Source organism: Tenacibaculum profundicola, from assembly GCF_057220795.1.
Genome location: NZ_CM170137.1, coordinates 4,246,016 through 4,263,637, shown reverse-complemented (window position 1 = coordinate 4,263,637; position 17,622 = coordinate 4,246,016). Strand labels below are relative to the sequence as shown.

At 32.8% G+C, this 17,622-nt stretch carries 13 protein-coding genes; 6 read left to right on the top strand and 7 right to left on the bottom strand.

Translation table 11 applies throughout. The features are described 5' to 3' along the window. Positions 1-22: 22 nt before the first annotated feature. The 3 genes from AC2TDS_RS17460 to AC2TDS_RS17450 form a co-directional block, all read right to left on the bottom strand. Positions 23-340 (bottom strand): DUF2306 domain-containing protein, encoded by a 318-nt coding sequence (locus AC2TDS_RS17460; protein WP_484736855.1) that lies wholly within the window; start codon positions 338-340, stop codon positions 23-25. A 202-nt stretch (positions 341-542) separates the two neighbouring features. Next, positions 543-4,208: an ABC transporter permease/M1 family aminopeptidase gene (locus tag AC2TDS_RS17455; RefSeq protein ID WP_484736854.1), complete on the bottom strand. Its 3,666-nt coding sequence runs from the start codon at positions 4,206-4,208 to the stop codon at positions 543-545. Between the two features lie 240 nt (positions 4,209-4,448). Beyond that, on the bottom strand, positions 4,449-5,321 hold the full coding sequence (locus AC2TDS_RS17450) for an ABC transporter ATP-binding protein (protein WP_484738973.1): 873 nt from the start codon (positions 5,319-5,321) through the stop codon (positions 4,449-4,451). Positions 5,322-5,413: 92 nt separating this feature from the next. Here AC2TDS_RS17450 and AC2TDS_RS17445 point away from each other — a divergent pair, with 92 nt between their 5' ends. Both AC2TDS_RS17445 and AC2TDS_RS17440 read left to right on the top strand, forming a co-directional pair. Continuing rightward, positions 5,414-6,718, top strand: coding sequence for a sensor histidine kinase (locus AC2TDS_RS17445; protein WP_484736853.1), 1,305 nt, complete (start codon positions 5,414-5,416; stop codon positions 6,716-6,718). Next, complete coding sequence (locus AC2TDS_RS17440; protein ID WP_484736852.1) at positions 6,715-7,413, top strand: LytR/AlgR family response regulator transcription factor; 699 nt, start codon at positions 6,715-6,717, stop codon at positions 7,411-7,413. Before AC2TDS_RS17445 ends, AC2TDS_RS17440 begins: the two co-directional genes overlap by 4 nt. Positions 7,414-7,765: 352 nt before the next feature. Here the strand turns inward: AC2TDS_RS17440 and serA are convergent, their stop codons facing one another. Together serA and AC2TDS_RS17430 are read right to left on the bottom strand one after the other, a co-directional pair. Then, complete coding sequence (gene serA / locus AC2TDS_RS17435; protein WP_484736851.1) at positions 7,766-9,667, bottom strand: phosphoglycerate dehydrogenase; 1,902 nt, start codon at positions 9,665-9,667, stop codon at positions 7,766-7,768. A gap of 125 nt (positions 9,668-9,792) precedes the next feature. Beyond that, entirely contained in the window at positions 9,793-10,533 is a 741-nt protein-coding gene (locus tag AC2TDS_RS17430) for a UbiA prenyltransferase family protein (protein ID WP_484736850.1), read from the bottom strand. Between the two features lie 200 nt (positions 10,534-10,733). On the opposite strand from AC2TDS_RS17430, the gene gcvP reads away from it, so the two are divergent. Next, positions 10,734-13,589, top strand: coding sequence for an aminomethyl-transferring glycine dehydrogenase (gcvP, locus tag AC2TDS_RS17425; RefSeq protein WP_484736849.1), 2,856 nt, complete (start codon positions 10,734-10,736; stop codon positions 13,587-13,589). Positions 13,590-13,752: 163 nt separating this feature from the next. Here gcvP and AC2TDS_RS17420 read toward each other — a convergent pair whose 3' ends face one another. Continuing rightward, the gene (locus tag AC2TDS_RS17420) at positions 13,753-13,893 is read right to left on the bottom strand and encodes a hypothetical protein (protein ID WP_484736848.1); all 141 of its coding nucleotides are present in this window, start codon (positions 13,891-13,893) and stop codon (positions 13,753-13,755) included. Between the two features lie 184 nt (positions 13,894-14,077). Here AC2TDS_RS17420 and AC2TDS_RS17415 point away from each other — a divergent pair, with 184 nt between their 5' ends. From AC2TDS_RS17415 to AC2TDS_RS17405, 3 genes are all read left to right on the top strand, one after another. Continuing rightward, entirely contained in the window at positions 14,078-15,034 is a 957-nt protein-coding gene (locus tag AC2TDS_RS17415; protein ID WP_484736847.1) for a sterol desaturase family protein, read from the top strand. Between the two features lie 464 nt (positions 15,035-15,498). Further along, complete coding sequence (locus AC2TDS_RS17410; RefSeq protein WP_484736846.1) at positions 15,499-15,975, top strand: GyrI-like domain-containing protein; 477 nt, start codon at positions 15,499-15,501, stop codon at positions 15,973-15,975. Between the two features lie 132 nt (positions 15,976-16,107). After that, positions 16,108-16,305: a hypothetical protein gene (locus tag AC2TDS_RS17405; RefSeq protein WP_484736845.1), complete on the top strand. Its 198-nt coding sequence runs from the start codon at positions 16,108-16,110 to the stop codon at positions 16,303-16,305. A 133-nt stretch (positions 16,306-16,438) separates the two neighbouring features. Here the strand turns inward: AC2TDS_RS17405 and AC2TDS_RS17400 are convergent, their stop codons facing one another. Further along, on the bottom strand, positions 16,439-17,548 hold the full coding sequence (locus tag AC2TDS_RS17400) for a class I SAM-dependent methyltransferase (protein ID WP_484736844.1): 1,110 nt from the start codon (positions 17,546-17,548) through the stop codon (positions 16,439-16,441). Positions 17,549-17,622 lie beyond the last annotated feature (74 nt).

Genomic DNA, 17,622 nt, shown 5'->3' with positions numbered 1-17,622 from the left:
ACGGAACTGGTTCGTCATAGGTTTAGTTATTTGAGTGTAGCTTTTTATTCATTAAATATATTTCCACTAAAGCTAGGTTAAATATCCAGCCGAGCCAAGATACGGTCTTATAAGTATCCATCGGAGGAAGTTCTATCATAGAAACAATGATCCATTTAAACAACCTTAAACTTATAGCTGAAAGTGTTAAAGCGTAGCTTCGAAGCATAAATTTTTCATGATTACCCCAATCTCTATTTTTTACATACACATATGCTTTGTAAGTAAACCAAAACCACAATAGAGCTTGCAGAGAAAACGAGAGTTTCGAATAAACACCTCCATTAGCATGTAAAGCCATTATTTGATAGTATTTATTTTTAATTTATTTATTTTACCAAATATTCAAATTTAATAAAGCCATGACTATCTATTTATCCATAGGTAGTAAAGACAACTCACAATTTATCGTGTCTAGTCTTTTTTAACTCCACTTAAAGAAATCCCCGAATGACATGCTATATTCGGGGATTTGTTTATACATCATTTTTAGGAAATACGTTTTACTTTTTTTTTCTATTGTCTTTCCTATTTTTATCAATCAGTTTACCATAAGGGTCCACACCAACCTCTGTTGGTTCTTGAGGTAAAAGAATACTTAACTTATTGTAGATCGCTTCAACTTTATGCTTCTGATGATACAATACAACATTGTTTTTTACACCGTCAATTATCTCCTCTCCTTGCACAACAACATCTATATAATCGGATAATGGCATGGAATATATTGGTTCTTTCATGGTTTCAGTTTTAAAGATTAGCGAATCTTTTTGAGCATCACCATACAAATGATTGCCAATTAGGTCCGTTGTATACTTTGAAACAGTATAATTGATATCTACCTTAATTTCACCGGTATCTACTTGGGTACTGGAATAATCCAAGACCTTAGCATCATAAAATATATTGGCTTCAAACAAGTCTGTAATTAGGTATTGTCTATTTTCTGGCGTAACCTCTCTAAAATATGCTACTAAATCTTTAGTAGTTGCATACCTATTCTTATCAAAATGGTCTTCAAAGACATTCCAGTCGTTTATAAAACGTTGTAAGGCAAGATTTACGTTCGCTTCTCCGATATAATCTTGTAGTGTATACATGGTTATCGCACCTTTATTATAATAGATATACGCTTCCTTTTCTACCAATGCCATAGGAGGCTCTTGGTTATCTTCTTTTGCCTTCCCTACAAAGTATGATTTCAATTCACCTTCTAAAAATTGTTGAACTTTTGCTTCCGAATATTTTTCTCGCAATACCATCAACGCCGAATACTGTGCTAAAGTTTCCAAAATCATGTACCTTCCTTGAACGTTTGCAGCCACTACTTGCAACCCCCACCATTGATGTGCCAATTCGTGAGCAGTAATATAAAAAGCCATATCCACATCGGTTTCATCATCAATAGCCAACATAAATCCTAACCCTTCCGAAAATGGTACCGCAGTAGGAAATGATTGTGCAAATTCCGCATAACGTGGAAACTCCATAATACGCATTTGTTGATAGGGATATGGACTAAAATTAGTGCTGAAATAATCGAATGATAGTTTCATAGATTCCATCATCCTGTCCAGATTGTATTCGTGCCCCTTATGATAATAAATTTCTAAATCAATAGGTTTAGCTAAGGAATCGTTTTTAGCGATCCAACTATCTTTCATTACTTCATAACGTGCCGATACTATGGAGAAGAAATTAATCATTGGTTTCTCCATTTTATAATGAAAGTAATTACGCTGGTCTTTCTCCCATTTTTTCACCAAAGTACCTGGAGCAATAGCTGTTTGATCAGAAGCTGTACCAATAACCACCTCAAAGTTAATCTTATAACCATCATCCCCATTAACAGCGTTTCTAAGTTCTACAGGGTCGTTTCTAGAAGCCATTCCTTTTCTAGGTGCTAAGCCAAAAGCCTCACGTTCATCATTATCTCGAAGTTCATATTTATTTTGGTAACCAAATGCTGGAAAATCTTTATTATTAAAAAATGTTCCATTGTTAACAATATGTGTGTTAGAATCACCATTTTCAAAACCCTTTGTAATAAAAGTTTGCTTAAAGCTCATTTTAATGGAATCTCCTGGCTGTAGAGCCTTATTTAAATCATATTTATAATAGCTGTATCGTGCATATTGAGCATCCAGTGAGGCACCACCTTGAAAAGTTATGTATTCTAAATTCACATTCGAATCTATTAATTTTTGAACATGAATCGCAGGTATTGTATCCTTAGTACGATTGACCAACATATAATAACCTTCAGCTGTATAATCGCGTGTTTCTGGATACAACTCTACCGTTAAATTAACATCGGTTATTTTTGGTTGAGGAATGTATTCAAACGTTTTTAAAGTTTGTTCGTATCCCGCTCTAAACTCTAACACCTCCTTATCTGTCCAATACTTGTTAACTACATTCGTATTATAAAATATAAAACTTCCCAGCATCATAAATAGTACAATGGTAACAATTCCGGTAACTAGTAGAGGTTTTGATAAACGTTGTTTTGCTAGTTTCCAACGATTTTTTAAATGAGTTTCGCTGCCTCTGATCGAAAAAATTATAGCCACTATAAACAAGAGACAACAAAACACCAACCAATAGGCTTTGATCCATAAATAAGGAGTTAAGAAGTGTCCGTAACCATTCATTTCCGAATAGACTCCTAAAGTGTTACCTCCAAAGCTATATAACCCGTGACTAAAACCCAATTGATCTAAGGCAACAGTAGTTATTAGAAACATAAAAACGAACATATATGCAACAAACTTTCTATTAACCATCACGTGTATAAAAAAAGACACAAATGTATATAGTACCAAGAAGGGCAAGAAATCACCAAAGAAGCAGGTAAAATACAGTCCCAATTCAAATTGATAATAGCCATTAAAACTTTGAAATAATACCCCCGATAAAATTAAAGACAACATTAATACTCCATAGATTAAAATGAGGCCTATGAATTTCCCAGCAAGATTGATAACATCATTGCTTGGTAAGGCATCATAAATTAAGTTGAGCTTTACACTGCGTTCTTTCCAAATAAGTTCACCAGAATAAAAAACCAGAATAATGACAAAAAAATACCCAGACATCTCCAATAATTCTTCTATTATAAAATAAGTTGCTGGATAGCTATCCACCCCATATACCGTTCCTAAACTGATAGAGTTGATTAAAATAATAACCATCGCACAAAGAACGATTGCCCAAAAGGAGACTTCTTTGATTATCGATTTAAAATAAAATAATGAATGCTGAAGCAACTGAGTACATTGAGCCTTAAAATCTTGATGCATTTTGAACTTAGGTGATTCTTTAAAATCAGCAAGTGTTGTTTGAATTTCGGTAATCTTTGATTTTTTCTTTTTAAAGGTATTATTCTGAACCACATTATAATTGAAACGATGGTAGCCAAAAACCAAGATAATACCCCCTATCACAATCCAAAACAATTTGCTATATAAAAGTACACCATTAAATGGAATTAATTGTGAATTGAGTTCTACAGTAGTCCATAAATCCGTCATTGTAGACAGTGTATTTAAAGAAAACGGATCTAAAATGGCCCCTGTAAATTCATTTTCTATACCTCGAGTAAGCATAAAAAGCACAAAAGTAAAAAGCCCTTGGGTATACACAACGATCAATTTCCTACTTAAAGCACCACTGACAAAAAACAAAGCGGATCCAAAAAACAAAATAGGAACGACTACCGTAAAATACGGCTGCACATAGACCATGAAATTATAAGAAAGTAACTCTTCTGGATTGCGCCAGGGCATCCATTCGCCCAAAGCGTTCCCCCATATTAAAGAAGAAAAAACGACCAATAAGACGACAAAAGACCCTAAAAATCGACCTAATAAATAATCGTGCTTTTTAATGGGATTTACAAACATTAAAGATTCCATATTATGCTCAAAATCGCGTAATATGGGAACCCCCATGATTAATGAGGCAATCATCAAAGTGATTCCTGTCAGCGCTCCCATGGTTTTGGCAATGATTATAGGTGCATTTTTTTTTACTAGACCTAAATCGATGCCATTATAAATGAAATCGACAGCCACTAAAGAAAATAAGAAAAGAAAAATAAAGTATATATAAGTATCTAAGCGTTTGGCTCTGTACTTAATTTCGAATTTGAATATTTCGTACCACATAGGTTTAATTATTGAAAGGTTATGGGGTTAATAGTTTTTATTGATATCTGAAAGTATCATGAAGCTATCCAATAAGTTCTTATGCCTTTACTCTTATACCGATTGGTATTTGAAGTTATACCATTTACCATTTGAATTTACTGTAAAAGTAATAGAAGGAATTCAGCGTATAATAGTATTACCTATAGATCGGTAATTACCACAAATAATTATGGCGGTAAACTAACATCAGAAATGATATTAGTTTCGTTTCATAAGTTGGGAGAAATACACGTCTTCTAGACCTGCTGGAATCGCTGTAAAACCATTACCAGGGTCGGTATCACTTAAAATATTAATAATAGGATTTCCTAAGAAAAGTTTATCGGCTATAACCTGATATTCTAATTTATAGTCTTCCAATTCTTTTTTATGAATCGTTTTCTGATAGATTTTCCCCTCTATATTATCAATAACATCTAGAGGGTTTCCTTTTAACAATAACCGGCCTTGATTGATAATAGCCATTTGAGTACATAATTCTTTTACATCATCTACAATATGAGTGGAAAGGATCACCACCGTATTTTCTCCCAATTCACTTAATAAATTATAAAACCGGTTTCTCTCCATAGGATCGAGCCCTGCTGTAGGCTCATCTACAATAAGTAGCTTAGGATTGGTAAGTAAAGCCTGTGCTATTCCAAAACGTTGTTTCATCCCTCCAGAAAAACCGCCTAGATTCTGTTTTCTTTTCTCATACAAGTTTGTTTTATGAAGTAGTGATTGTACAACTTCTTTTCTTTCCTTTTTATGGGTAATACCTTTTAATACGGCTAGGTGATTTAGTAATACTTCGGCAGAGATCTTAGGATATAACCCAAATTGTTGAGGTAGATACCCAAGGATTTTTCTAACCTCATGTTTTCGTTGTAATACATCTAAATCCCCAAGTGTAATACTGCCCTCGTCAGCTTCTTGAAGGGTCGCAATAGTTCGCATTAAGGTAGATTTACCTGCTCCATTAGGACCTAATAACCCAAACATGCCCGTAGGAATATCCAGTGAGATATTTTGTAACGCTTTCACTCCGTTGAAGTACGTTTTTGATAGGTTGTTGATGGTAAGTTTCATCTGTTCGTTTTTTTGATAGTAATTAGAATACTGTTGTACTTTCATTTATTCTTGGCAAACCTAAGCCTAAGATTGAGGAGAGTAAACTAAAAGTGACAAACGAATTATACTTTGGTACACAAATACACCATGTGACTATAAAGTCATTTTATCACAATTTCAAGCCCTTTTATCTACAAGAAAAGTATGTATGTCAACTTTTTTGGAAGGTTCATTTTATTAAATTAGATTTGGGCATGGATTTGTTATTTATAAAATATAAACGCATTTTTATCACCCTTGTAGTTGGCGTATTATTTTGGGTTAGCGCAAAGGTTTGCATGGCTTATAATTTGTCATTTACAGCACTTTTATTCTCGACTATAAGTGCAAGTATGCTCGGTTATTTATTGCTTTTTGGCCTACTTTATAAAAACAAACACCATCCATTTTCTCAAACATGGACCATTTATGAAATAAGAACAATTCCTATATTAAGTATTGGTTTATGTAGCAGCGGCATAGTTGAATCTTATCCAAACCAACCTGATTTTATGGCTGTTTTCATTTTGTTATTCGTCTATACTACCATCTTTATTAGCGTGCTTCTCACAAATTATTTTCGTCAAAAAAAAGGAGTATCAGCATTATCGAAATCATTTATTAACACATTGATATTTTGGTCCTTTGTTGTTGGTATTGGTAGACTTATAATCCTAATTGAGCAATATGGTGATACTGACGCTTTAATTATATTAGCCTTCTTTTACTTTCCTATATTACTAGTATTAATAATCCGTTGGATTTTCAAGCAAATAAGATCAGTCTTAACTTTAAAAAATGAAAATGCAAAAACAGAACTACTGCATTTAAAAAGCCAGGTTAATCCACATTTCTTTTTTAACATGTTGAATAACCTATATGGTTTGGTGGGAACTGATAAGAAAAAGGCTCAAGATCTGATTCTTAAATTATCAGATATGATGCGTTATAGTATATATGAGGGTGAAAAGGACTCAGTTACACTTGAAGAAGAAGTAGCTTATCTAAAAAATTATATTGAGCTACATAAAATGCGATATCACAAAACCGTAGATGTGCAATTTACCAACGAGATTTCCGAAAATCACAAAATAATGCCATTGCTATTTATCAACCTTTTGGAGAATGCTTTTAAACATGGTGTTGAAAATTTAAGAAAAGATGCTTATGTTTATGTTAAAATAAGTACGCAGGGTAATGACATACTATTTTCTGTAGAGAATAATTTTGACCCTTCAGAAGTTCCAGAAAAACATGGTATAGGTCTTAAAAACCTAAAGCGAAGGCTTGAATTGGGGTATTTAAATACACATTCCATCTCTTTTACAAGCACCAAAGAAATTTACAAAGTTGAATTAAGGCTATCAAAATTATGATACAGTATTTAATTATAGATGATGAATATATAGCACATGATATTATTAAGGGCTACTGTGATTTGTTGCCGAATATGAAGCTCATGAAGCACTGTTATGACGCCTTAGAGGCTTTTGAATACTTGAATGTACATACGGTCGATTTGATTTTTTTAGATTTGAACATGCCAAAATTGAAAGGGTTTGAATTCTTAAAAATATTACGAAATCCACCGAAAGTTATTGTAACTACTGCTTATAAAGAACATGCTCTTGAAGGTTTTGAACTAAATGTATCTGATTATTTATTAAAACCGTTTAGCTTTGAACGTTTTTTGAAAGCTGTCAATAATACTATAGGTACACCTACAAAATCACAGGTACAAACTTCAATTGGAACGGAAAACAGCTCTAATAGTATTTTTATTCGCTCTAACAAGAAATACACACAAATTGTAATTGACACAATTCAATACATTGAGGCTTCTGGAAATTACACCAACATAATTACTCCCAACGAAACCATCACAATAAGAGAAAAAGTGTCGTATGTATTAGCGTTATTACCTAACAAAGAGTTTTTACAGGTTCATAAATCTTTTGCCGTTGCCATTAAACATATCAACAGCATAGAAGGTAACAGGATTTTTATTGCAGATCATATCATTCCTATTGGAAAAATGTATAAAACAAATATCATTCAATTATTAAAGTAACTGATTATTTGTTGTTTCAAAAATTGACAAAATCAGCGAATATAAGTGGCATAGGAAATCCTTGAGAATCGTAGCTAATTAGGATTGTACTAGAAGTTAATACCATTGATCATTTGAAATTAGAGCAAAAAAATGACAATGCTTTTCTTAATACTAATTATAAAAATTAAGCATAACCTTAGTTTATGGTTAATTTTTATAATGAAACAGAAAGAAAAGAAAACGCTTGTTACGATTATTTTACGTTGTGAATAGCACCCTGAACTTTGGTTATTCTCCTAAAAAAAGTAATACGCATAAAAAAACGTCTTGAATTACCAAGACGTTTTTTTTGATTCTTACTCGACAATCATTAGTACAGCACTCTAAACTTTATAGTACCAACTACTTTTTTAAGTTCTGCCAGTACCTCTTGATTGTACTCTTTATTTATATCAGTAATTACATAGCCAACCTTATCATCAGTAGACAGATATTGCCCCGTAATATTTAACGCATACTTAGCTAAAACCTCGTTAATTTTCGCCATGATCCCTGGTACATTTTTGTGAATATGCAAAAATCTATGGGCGTTTTTATGTTTTGGTAAGCGAATATTCGGAAAATTAACCGCATCTACAGTATTTCCAGAATTGATATACGCCAATATTTTATTTGGCACGAAGTCAGCAATATCTTTTTGAGCTTCTTCCGTACTTCCACCCACATGTGGTGTTAATATCACATTTTTTAGTCCTTTTAATTCTGTAAGAAACTCTCCGTTCTTTCTTGGCTCTTCTGGATATACGTCAATCGCGGCACCGGCCAGCTTACCTGATTTTAACGCTTCAACCAACGCCTGTATGTCAACAACAAACCCTCTTGAAAGATTCACCAAATGCGCTCCATCTTTCATTTGTGAAATCTCCTCTTTTCCTATAAAATTTTTATTCGCTGAATTATCGTCAACATGTAATGTTACTACATCAGAAATATTCAATAACTTTTTTAAGGAATCAACTCTTGTGGCATTTCCTAATGCCAACTTATCTTCCACGTCGTAATAATAAACATCCATTCCTAGTGCTTCCGCTAGTATAGATAATTGTTTACCGATATTACCATATCCAACAATACCTAACTTTTTCCCTCTTACCTCGCGAGAACCCTGTGCTGTTTTATTCCATTGCCCTTGATGTAATTCTGTACTTCTCTGAAACACACTTCTCATCAACATAATAATCTCTCCAATAGCTAATTCAACTACCGAGCGCGTATTGCTATAAGGAGCGTTAAAAACAACAATTCCATTTTCTTTACAAGCTTCTAAATCTATTTGTTTCGTTCCGATACAAAAGGCAGAGACCACCATAAGTTTTTCGGCTGATTCAATAACTCTTTTAGTTACTTGCGTCTTCGAACGAATACCAAGAACATGAACATCTTTCAGTTTTGCAATAAGCTCATCTTCTGATAAACTTCTTGAAACCGTTTCTACAGAAAACCCATCTTCTGATAGTTTTGTAAAAGCATCAGGATGTACGTTTTCTAAAAGTAAAATTTTTATTCTATTTTTTGGATATGATATATTTCTTGGCAAATCGTTTATATATAAAAATTCATCTAAATTAGGCGTTATATGGTCTGCATTCGCTACCGTTTTATCTCTTGAAACATTTTCAGTATACGCAAAAAACTTATCTGCTACTCCTGCTTCTTTGGTAACATAATCACTATATCCGTCACCAATCACTTGAATTTCACCTGTAAGATTTAAATCTTTTAAACATTGTATTTTTCCATTATGTGTTGATAACACATTATCGCTATCAAATCCAACGATAATATCATTTTTATCAAATTCAAATGTATTCGCATATACCCTATCCGAAGGGATGTTATATTCTGCCACAATAGGATCAATAAACTCTTTAAACCCAGCCGAAATCACGTAAATATCATCTGAAAATTTTTCAAAAAAATCTTTATTTCTTTCTATAGATTTCGAAACTTTTTGTTTTAACTCTTCAATTAAAAGATCCAAATCTGATCTTTTAGCGTTTAACAACTTAATTCGTTTCTCCAAAGATTCCGGAAAAGATATTTCGCCATCAATTCCAAGATTTGTAATTGCAACAATTCCTTCTATTATTTGTTCTTTCTCAGAATTATTTGCTAATGTAATTTCTGCTAAGACATCTAAGGCCTCAACTCGTGTCAATGTACTGTCAAAATCAAAAATATAATTTCTTTTTATCGTACCAACTGTATTCATGGTTTTGTTAATTGTGTTGTGCGAGTGCAAATTACAAATGATCTGATAAAAAAGTATCACAAAATGACAACAATTTGTCTTTCGGTAACAATTGCTTAAAAAAAGTAAGTTTTTCAAGCATTCTGCTAAAAAATTAATAGCAAAATAAACCAAAATACAGGAATCGCTTCTACCCAAAAAGAACTGTAGTACTTAGACTGATTCTTGTGCGACCTCATAAGCAACATCAAAAGGGAGAAGATGATCAATAAATAAATTCTTCTATAGTTGGTGTTATCGGTCAGTAAAAACTCGAGAAACAGGCAAACTGTTAAAATAATAAAACCTAGCTTCTTGGTCTTTCTTACACCAATTCTATTAGGAATTGTTTGCAATGAAATTGCATCGAACTTCATATCTCTAATATCAAAAGGTAAAATAAGCACAATCACCAATAAAAAGCGTTGAACCATCATTAACAACACCTGCCAATCTAGGGTCTGACGTAAATCATAAACCGGAAGTAAAACAGTTACCCCCGCCCAGACTAAAGCCACTACAATAACCTTCAAATAACTTACACTTCTCAAATTTTTTTGAAAACCGCTCAAAAAAGGAATTGCGTACAACATGGTTAATATAGCAAAAGGTAAAATCACGAATAAGGTTTCCTTTTTTAATTGCACGGCATAATAGCACCATAAAACAAAACATAGTAATGAGAAAATTTGAATAAGTTTTAAATTTTTTGTCAAACTTCTATGGTGTAATTTAGCTAAACCTGCATATTTAACAAAATTATACCCCGTTATAGCTCCATAAAACACGAAGGAATTTAAGACCTCATTATACGGTAAACCTGCGTAGAATTCGGTTATTCTCATCATCGCATAAACCGATAAAGCAACATGGATACTTGAATTTATATAGAAATTGAGAACTCTTTTTAAATAATTCATTACACAAAAATACTACATCTGTTGATTTTTTACTATTCGGTTAATAAATTAACAACTTACGCTAAAAAACATATATTATAAACCATGAATTTTGATTATTTTTGTAACACCTAAAACAAACACCACAAATGAACACAAATTCATTTCAATTAAGGCATATTGGTCCACGCGTTAAAGACCAAGAAAACATGTTAAAAACAATAGGTATAGACTCGTTAGATGAATTAATTTATGAGACTATTCCTGATGACATTAGGTTACAAAATGAATTGGATTTAGCTCCAGCTATGAGTGAATATGAGTATCTAAGCCATATTAATGAACTAGCAGCTAAAAACAACGTATTTAAAAGTTATATTGGTTTAGGATACCACGAAGCTATATTACCTAGCGTTATTCAACGAAACATTTTGGAAAACCCAGGATGGTACACCGCATATACCCCCTACCAAGCTGAAATTGCACAAGGTCGTTTAGAGGCATTGTTAAACTATCAAACAATGGTTTGTGATTTAACGGGAATGGAGTTAGCAAACGCATCATTATTAGACGAAAGTACAGCCGCTGCAGAGGCAATGGCTTTATTATTCGATGTTCGAGAAAAAGCTAAGAAAAAATCGGGAGCTAGCAAATTTTTTGTTTCTAGTGAAATTTTACCACAAACATTATCAGTACTAAAAACACGTGCTATTCCTATCGGAATTGAATTGGTAATTGACAACCATGATAATTTTGATTTTTCGGATGAATTTTTTGGAGCAATTCTACAGTACCCCGGTAAATATGGACAAGTACATGATTACACCGATTTTGTGTCAAAGGCAAACAGCAATGGAATTAAAGTTGCCGTTGCTGCCGATATTTTATCGTTAGTAAAACTGAAAGCACCTGCTGAATTTGGAGCAGATGTTGTTGTTGGAACTACACAACGTTTTGGTATTCCTCTAGGATATGGTGGCCCTCATGCTGGTTACTTTGCTACAAAAGAAGCCTACAAACGTAGTATTCCTGGTCGTATAATTGGTGTTACCAAAGATAAAAACGGAGCACGTGCTTTACGCATGGCATTGCAAACACGTGAACAACATATCAAAAGAGAAAGAGCTACCTCTAATATCTGTACTGCTCAGGTATTATTAGCTGTTATGGCCGGTATGTACGCGGTCTATCATGGAAAAAATGGTTTAGACTTTATCGCTAATCAAGTGCACAATGTCACGAGTACTTTAGCTAGTGCGTTGAACAGATTAGGTTTTAAACAGAAAAACACTTCCTATTTTGACACTCTTTTAGTTGAAGTAGAATCAGATAAATTACGCCCAGTAGCCGAGGCAAATAGCATCAATTTTAACTATATTGATGCAAACCATGTTTCTATTTCTTTAAATGAAACAGCAGGGCTCAAAGAAATCAATGCTATTCTTGACTGTTTTGAACAAGCTTTTAATGTTCAAGATATTACAGTTACTGAATTGGTATCAGCTGATATCATTCCGATCAATCTTCAAAGAAACACAACATTTTTAGAAAATGAAGTGTTTAATACCTATCAATCGGAAACTGATATGATGCGTTATATTAAAAAGCTAGAGCGCAAAGATTTAGCACTAAATCATTCTATGATTTCATTAGGTTCTTGTACTATGAAATTAAATGCTGCTTCTGAAATGCTTCCTTTAAGTAACCCTCTTTGGGGAAATATTCACCCGTTTGTTCCAGTTAATCAAGCAAGTGGATACCAAGAGATGCTTAAAAATCTTGAACAGCAATTAAATGTAATTACTGGCTTTGCAGGTACTTCTTTACAACCTAATTCTGGTGCCCAAGGAGAATTTGCAGGACTGATGGTTATTAGAGCTTATCACAAAGCAAATGGTAATGAGAACCGAAATATCTGTTTAATTCCTGCCTCAGCTCATGGTACAAATCCTGCATCAGCAGTAATGGCTGGTATGAAAGTGGTCGTAACTAAAACTGATGATAAAGGAAATATTAATGTAGAAGACTTGCGCGCAAAGGCAGAACTGCATAAAGATAACTTAGCCGCTCTTATGGTTACTTATCCTTCTACACATGGAGTATATGAAAAAGCCATTAAAGAAATTACGCAAATCATTCACGATAATGGCGGGCAAGTATACATGGATGGTGCCAATATGAATGCACAAGTAGGGTTGACAAATCCAGCAACCATTGGTGCTGATGTTTGTCACTTAAACTTACACAAAACATTTGCTATTCCTCACGGTGGTGGTGGCCCTGGTGTGGGTCCGATATGCGTCGCTCCTCAGCTAGTTCCATTTTTACCAACGAATCCAGTTGTAAAAACTGGTGGCGATCATGCGATTACAGCTATTTCTGCAGCCCCTTGGGGTTCTGCTTTAGCCTGTTTAATTTCATATGGATACATTACCATGTTAGGTGCTGAAGGTTTAACAAACTCTACAAAAATTGCCATTTTAAATGCGAACTATATGAAAGAGCGTTTACAAGGTCATTTCGAAACATTGTATACAGGTGAAATGGGACGTGCTGCGCATGAAATGATTTTAGATTGTAGAGCGTTTAAACAAAACGGTATTGAAGTTGTTGATATTGCAAAACGTTTAATGGATTATGGATTCCATGCGCCAACCGTATCATTTCCAGTTGCTGGAACCATCATGGTTGAGCCAACAGAATCGGAAAGTGTAACTGAATTAGATCGCTTTTGTGATGCTCTAATTTCTATTAGAAAAGAAATTGATCAAACAGTAAATGATAACACAAATAATGTGTTGAAAAATGCACCGCATACCCAAGAAATGTTAACTGCCGATGAATGGGACTTCCCATACTCTAGAAAAGAAGCAGCTTTTCCATTAGCATATATTACAGAGAATAAGTTTTGGCCATCTGTTCGAAGAGTAGACGATGCTTTTGGAGACAGAAATTTAATCTGTTCTTGTAACCCAATTGAAGATTATATAGAAGCAGAAGTATAATATCGCTTCAATTTATTCATAAAAAACACCTAGAATTCTAGGTGTTTTTTTATGAATCTCCATTTTAATGCGTTACTTAAGCCCAAAAAATGATGAAATTTGCTCCTTAAAACACCGAAACAAGTAATCATGTTTAGTCATGTTCTTTTAAATAATTCAATGATCATAAAACAGTTCGATCATATCTTAAAACAACAACCATTTCTTTTGTGTTTTCGTTATAATTAGCTATTGAAACATCAATGAATATAACCGTATATTTTAAATAAAAATCTATTTGAGCATTCGTAAATATATCATACATTTGTTCTTATTTAATCTAAATTAAAGAAGGGTTGCGGTTTTATTTAAACAATTGGTAGGTACTATTATTTTCGATGATATCAATTAATAAGCACATAAAAGAGTTTTTTATGCTATAAATTCATCAAAAAAAACACTATCCTATGATAATCTAACTTAAAAAATCATCCTGTATTACTAATATTATGAACATCGATTCCATTGAATTTTTGGCAGAAAATTTACAACACACTAGTATGCTAGTGTTAATTTTAATGATTATAGAATGGTCTATCTTAATTTTAACAAACTACATAGAACACAAAAAAGAAGGAGTTGTAAGTATTGTTTCTTATTTAGTGCAAAGTATACCGTATTTTTTACTATCCAAAATAATGATTGTTGGCACTATGTTTTGGTTATATGAACAACGTGTATTTGATCTTGGTTTTGATTGGTATATATGGGTTTTAGCCTATATTATATACGATTTTATGGTCTTTTTTATACATTATCTTGGCCACCGAGTTCGATTTTTATGGTGTATCCACGGTGTACATCATACTGCTGAAGAAATGAATTTGACAGTTGTTGCTAGAGGTTCTATTTTAGATGTTTTGTTTACTCCGCATAACTTCATTTGGTTACCTATACTGGGGTTTCATCCACTAATGATATTTTGTATTGAGCCTGTTGCCAGACTCTATGCAACCTATACTCACATGAGTGAAAAATTTATTGGTAAACACAAATGGTTAGAAAAATTATTCATTACGCCATCTGTACATCGCGTTCACCATGCTAAAAACCATATTTATTTAGATAGAAATTACGGAGAAACCTTCTCTATTTGGGATCGGATTTTCAAAACCTATCAAACTCAATTGCAAGATGAAAAAATACAATATGGGATAATGCATGACAAACTAAATAGCAATAGCATTTGGGACGTTCAATTTTTGCTTTGGAAAGAGTTATGGTATGATGTTAAAAACGCTCCTAAATTAACTGATAAGATCAACTATTTTATTATGCCCCCTGGTTGGAATCATGTTGATGGCGGTAAAAAAGCTAAAGAATATCGTAGCGATGCTTGGATTGAAAGAAAGTCAAAACTTCAAAACATGACTTTGATCCAGGCAGATGTAAACATAAAAAAATAACATCTCCGCTATCACAACTATAGCACCATAATTAAAGGTATAACATGTAATTATTGTTATAAACCCTCCTGTCTATTTATAATATAAGATAGCATATTTGTATAATATACTATACCATTCGATGTCTAGTGATTCTGAGGCTGCTTTTATAAGAAACTAATAAAAAATAGAAATAGACACGTACAAACAATTTTGACAATAATGATCATAACTAGGTCATACCAGAATTTATAAAAATCATCTTTTTACCCTTCATTTCTTAGTCTCTCAAAAGAAAAAACACCTCCTTCCTAACGCTTATAATCAAAATGAACACGCTCATACCTTCCTGTAAGCGCTCAAGACAAAATACCAACTAAACACAAACTTTTGTACTACTTTTAAGTTACGTGCAATAACCAAACAGCTACAAGTGGAAAAGCATTAGCGTAATTCATGAATTTTTACTAACACTAACTACTCTTATGAAAATTAAAGAAACATCAGAAAAAAAATTGATTTACATTTCAACGGTTGGCGCAAAAAATAATATGAACTCTTTTATAAAACTCGTTAAATGGGCTATTGATAAAGGATTAATCGAAAATTTTGACCCCAGTAAAAAAGAATATATCACAATTTACTCCGATTATAAAAATTCTGATATGACAAAACCCGTCAATCTTGATAAAATGCAATTAAAAGCTTGCATTAAAATAGAAGATTCTATGATGATAGACCATGAAGTTGGCATAACAACGCTAGAAGGAGGTAAATGTGTCGTTGGGTATTTTGAAGTATTAATTGATTCGGATGAAATCAATAAAAGTTGGGAAGAAGTAGTTATCTGGACGCATAATAATGGCTATAAAAAGGCGAACCGAGAACCCTTTGAAATTTATCGTTCTAAACTCAACGATGAAAACAAATATAAAGTTGAGCTATTCTATCCTATTCAATAAAATTAAAATAGGATTTTACACCATTTTATTTCTAAACCATACCATACTGATTAATCCCGAATCATGTAATAAAACTCAGCCATAAGAGAGATAATACCGATTATTATTTGAATTTACTGTAAAATAAAATGAGTGTTTTTTTCTTTATATAAGATAGAAAAACCAACAATAACAGTAGCTATGATTTATATTGAAATAGAAAGTAAAAAAGGACGTTCTATTACGGTAAATTCAAATGGCAAATGGTATAAGCACTATAAAATCAACTACTTTCTAAATTTAAGCATAGCGCAGTTATTGTTAAACTTAAAAGCACAACGAAGTAGTTGATTTTACCGTGGTTTCATCTAGTAATAGATTTTATATTGCATGATTCGCGTTTTAAATACCATGCTTAATTCTTACCTCCCATATCATGACAACAGATAAGAAGTGAGGATATAGCAAACCTATAACATAACGGTTAGCTACTTCTTACTTCCATATTTTTAAAACATTCGTACACCACAAACTTCTTGTTTTCGGCTAGTATAATCACCTGTTTAAACAAGGTAGTTAAGTGAGTTTTATAATTGAGGTGTTTGTTAGCTACCAATACAAAACGCCCTGAAGCTTTTAAACAATCCGCTACTCCTTTAAATAAGCTTAAACTCACTTCTATATTGTTTTCATGTTCAAAATGAAATGGTGGGTTGGAAACTACCAAATCAAATGAACCTTTTTCTAAATGAGCCAACGTATCTATACATAAATAGGTTGCATTTTTTCCAGCTAAATTTAGTTCAGATGATGCAATAGCCAAGTTAAAATCATCTACTAACGTAACTTTAACATTTGGATTTCGTTCAACAACCGTACTGGCAATTACCCCATTACCACTTGCTAAATCCATAATATTCAACTCAGTAGATTGTATAGTTAGGTGTTCTAAAAAAAATTGTGTTCCAATATCAATATGACCAGAGGAAAAAACACCATAATATTGCCTATAAACTGTATGTTTAAATTCAATTGTATTAATAAGTTCTTTTTCTTGAATCACTAATTTGGGTTGTTCTAATATTAATAGCCTAGCTTTTTTCCATGCTTTAGACTGACTTACTATATTAAAATAACGTTCTGCTATTTTCAAAAAAGAATCAGAGAAATATTTCGTCATAAACCCACAAACAACCACTGTTCTATCAGTAGATGCTTTATGTATTTGGTGAAGAAACAATTCAAACAATTCTAAAGACTTAGGTATTTTCATTAAAGCTAACTCTATCTGCTCTAAATCTTGCAAAGGCGTTCTATATTGAATTTTAGTATTTATACCATTCAAACCCAAGTTTTGTGCTATCGCTTTTTTTTGGCTAGCATAGGTCCATATTGTAGTTAGCTCTCGGTTGTGTAAAGCACAATTCCATACACCAAAGCGATCATTAAAAACGTGTACTTTTTTTCCATGATAAACTTCTACATGATTTAACACTAACAACTCAGCATTACTCCAAGCTCTTAATGACTTATCAGCAGTATTTGGATAACGTTCTAACTCATACTCCCGATCATATACATTTAATACTCCCAAATTATTCTATTATTTTTATTGTTTTATCAAAGAGTTTACCGAAGTCTCTTTAACATAATTTTTCACGTATAACG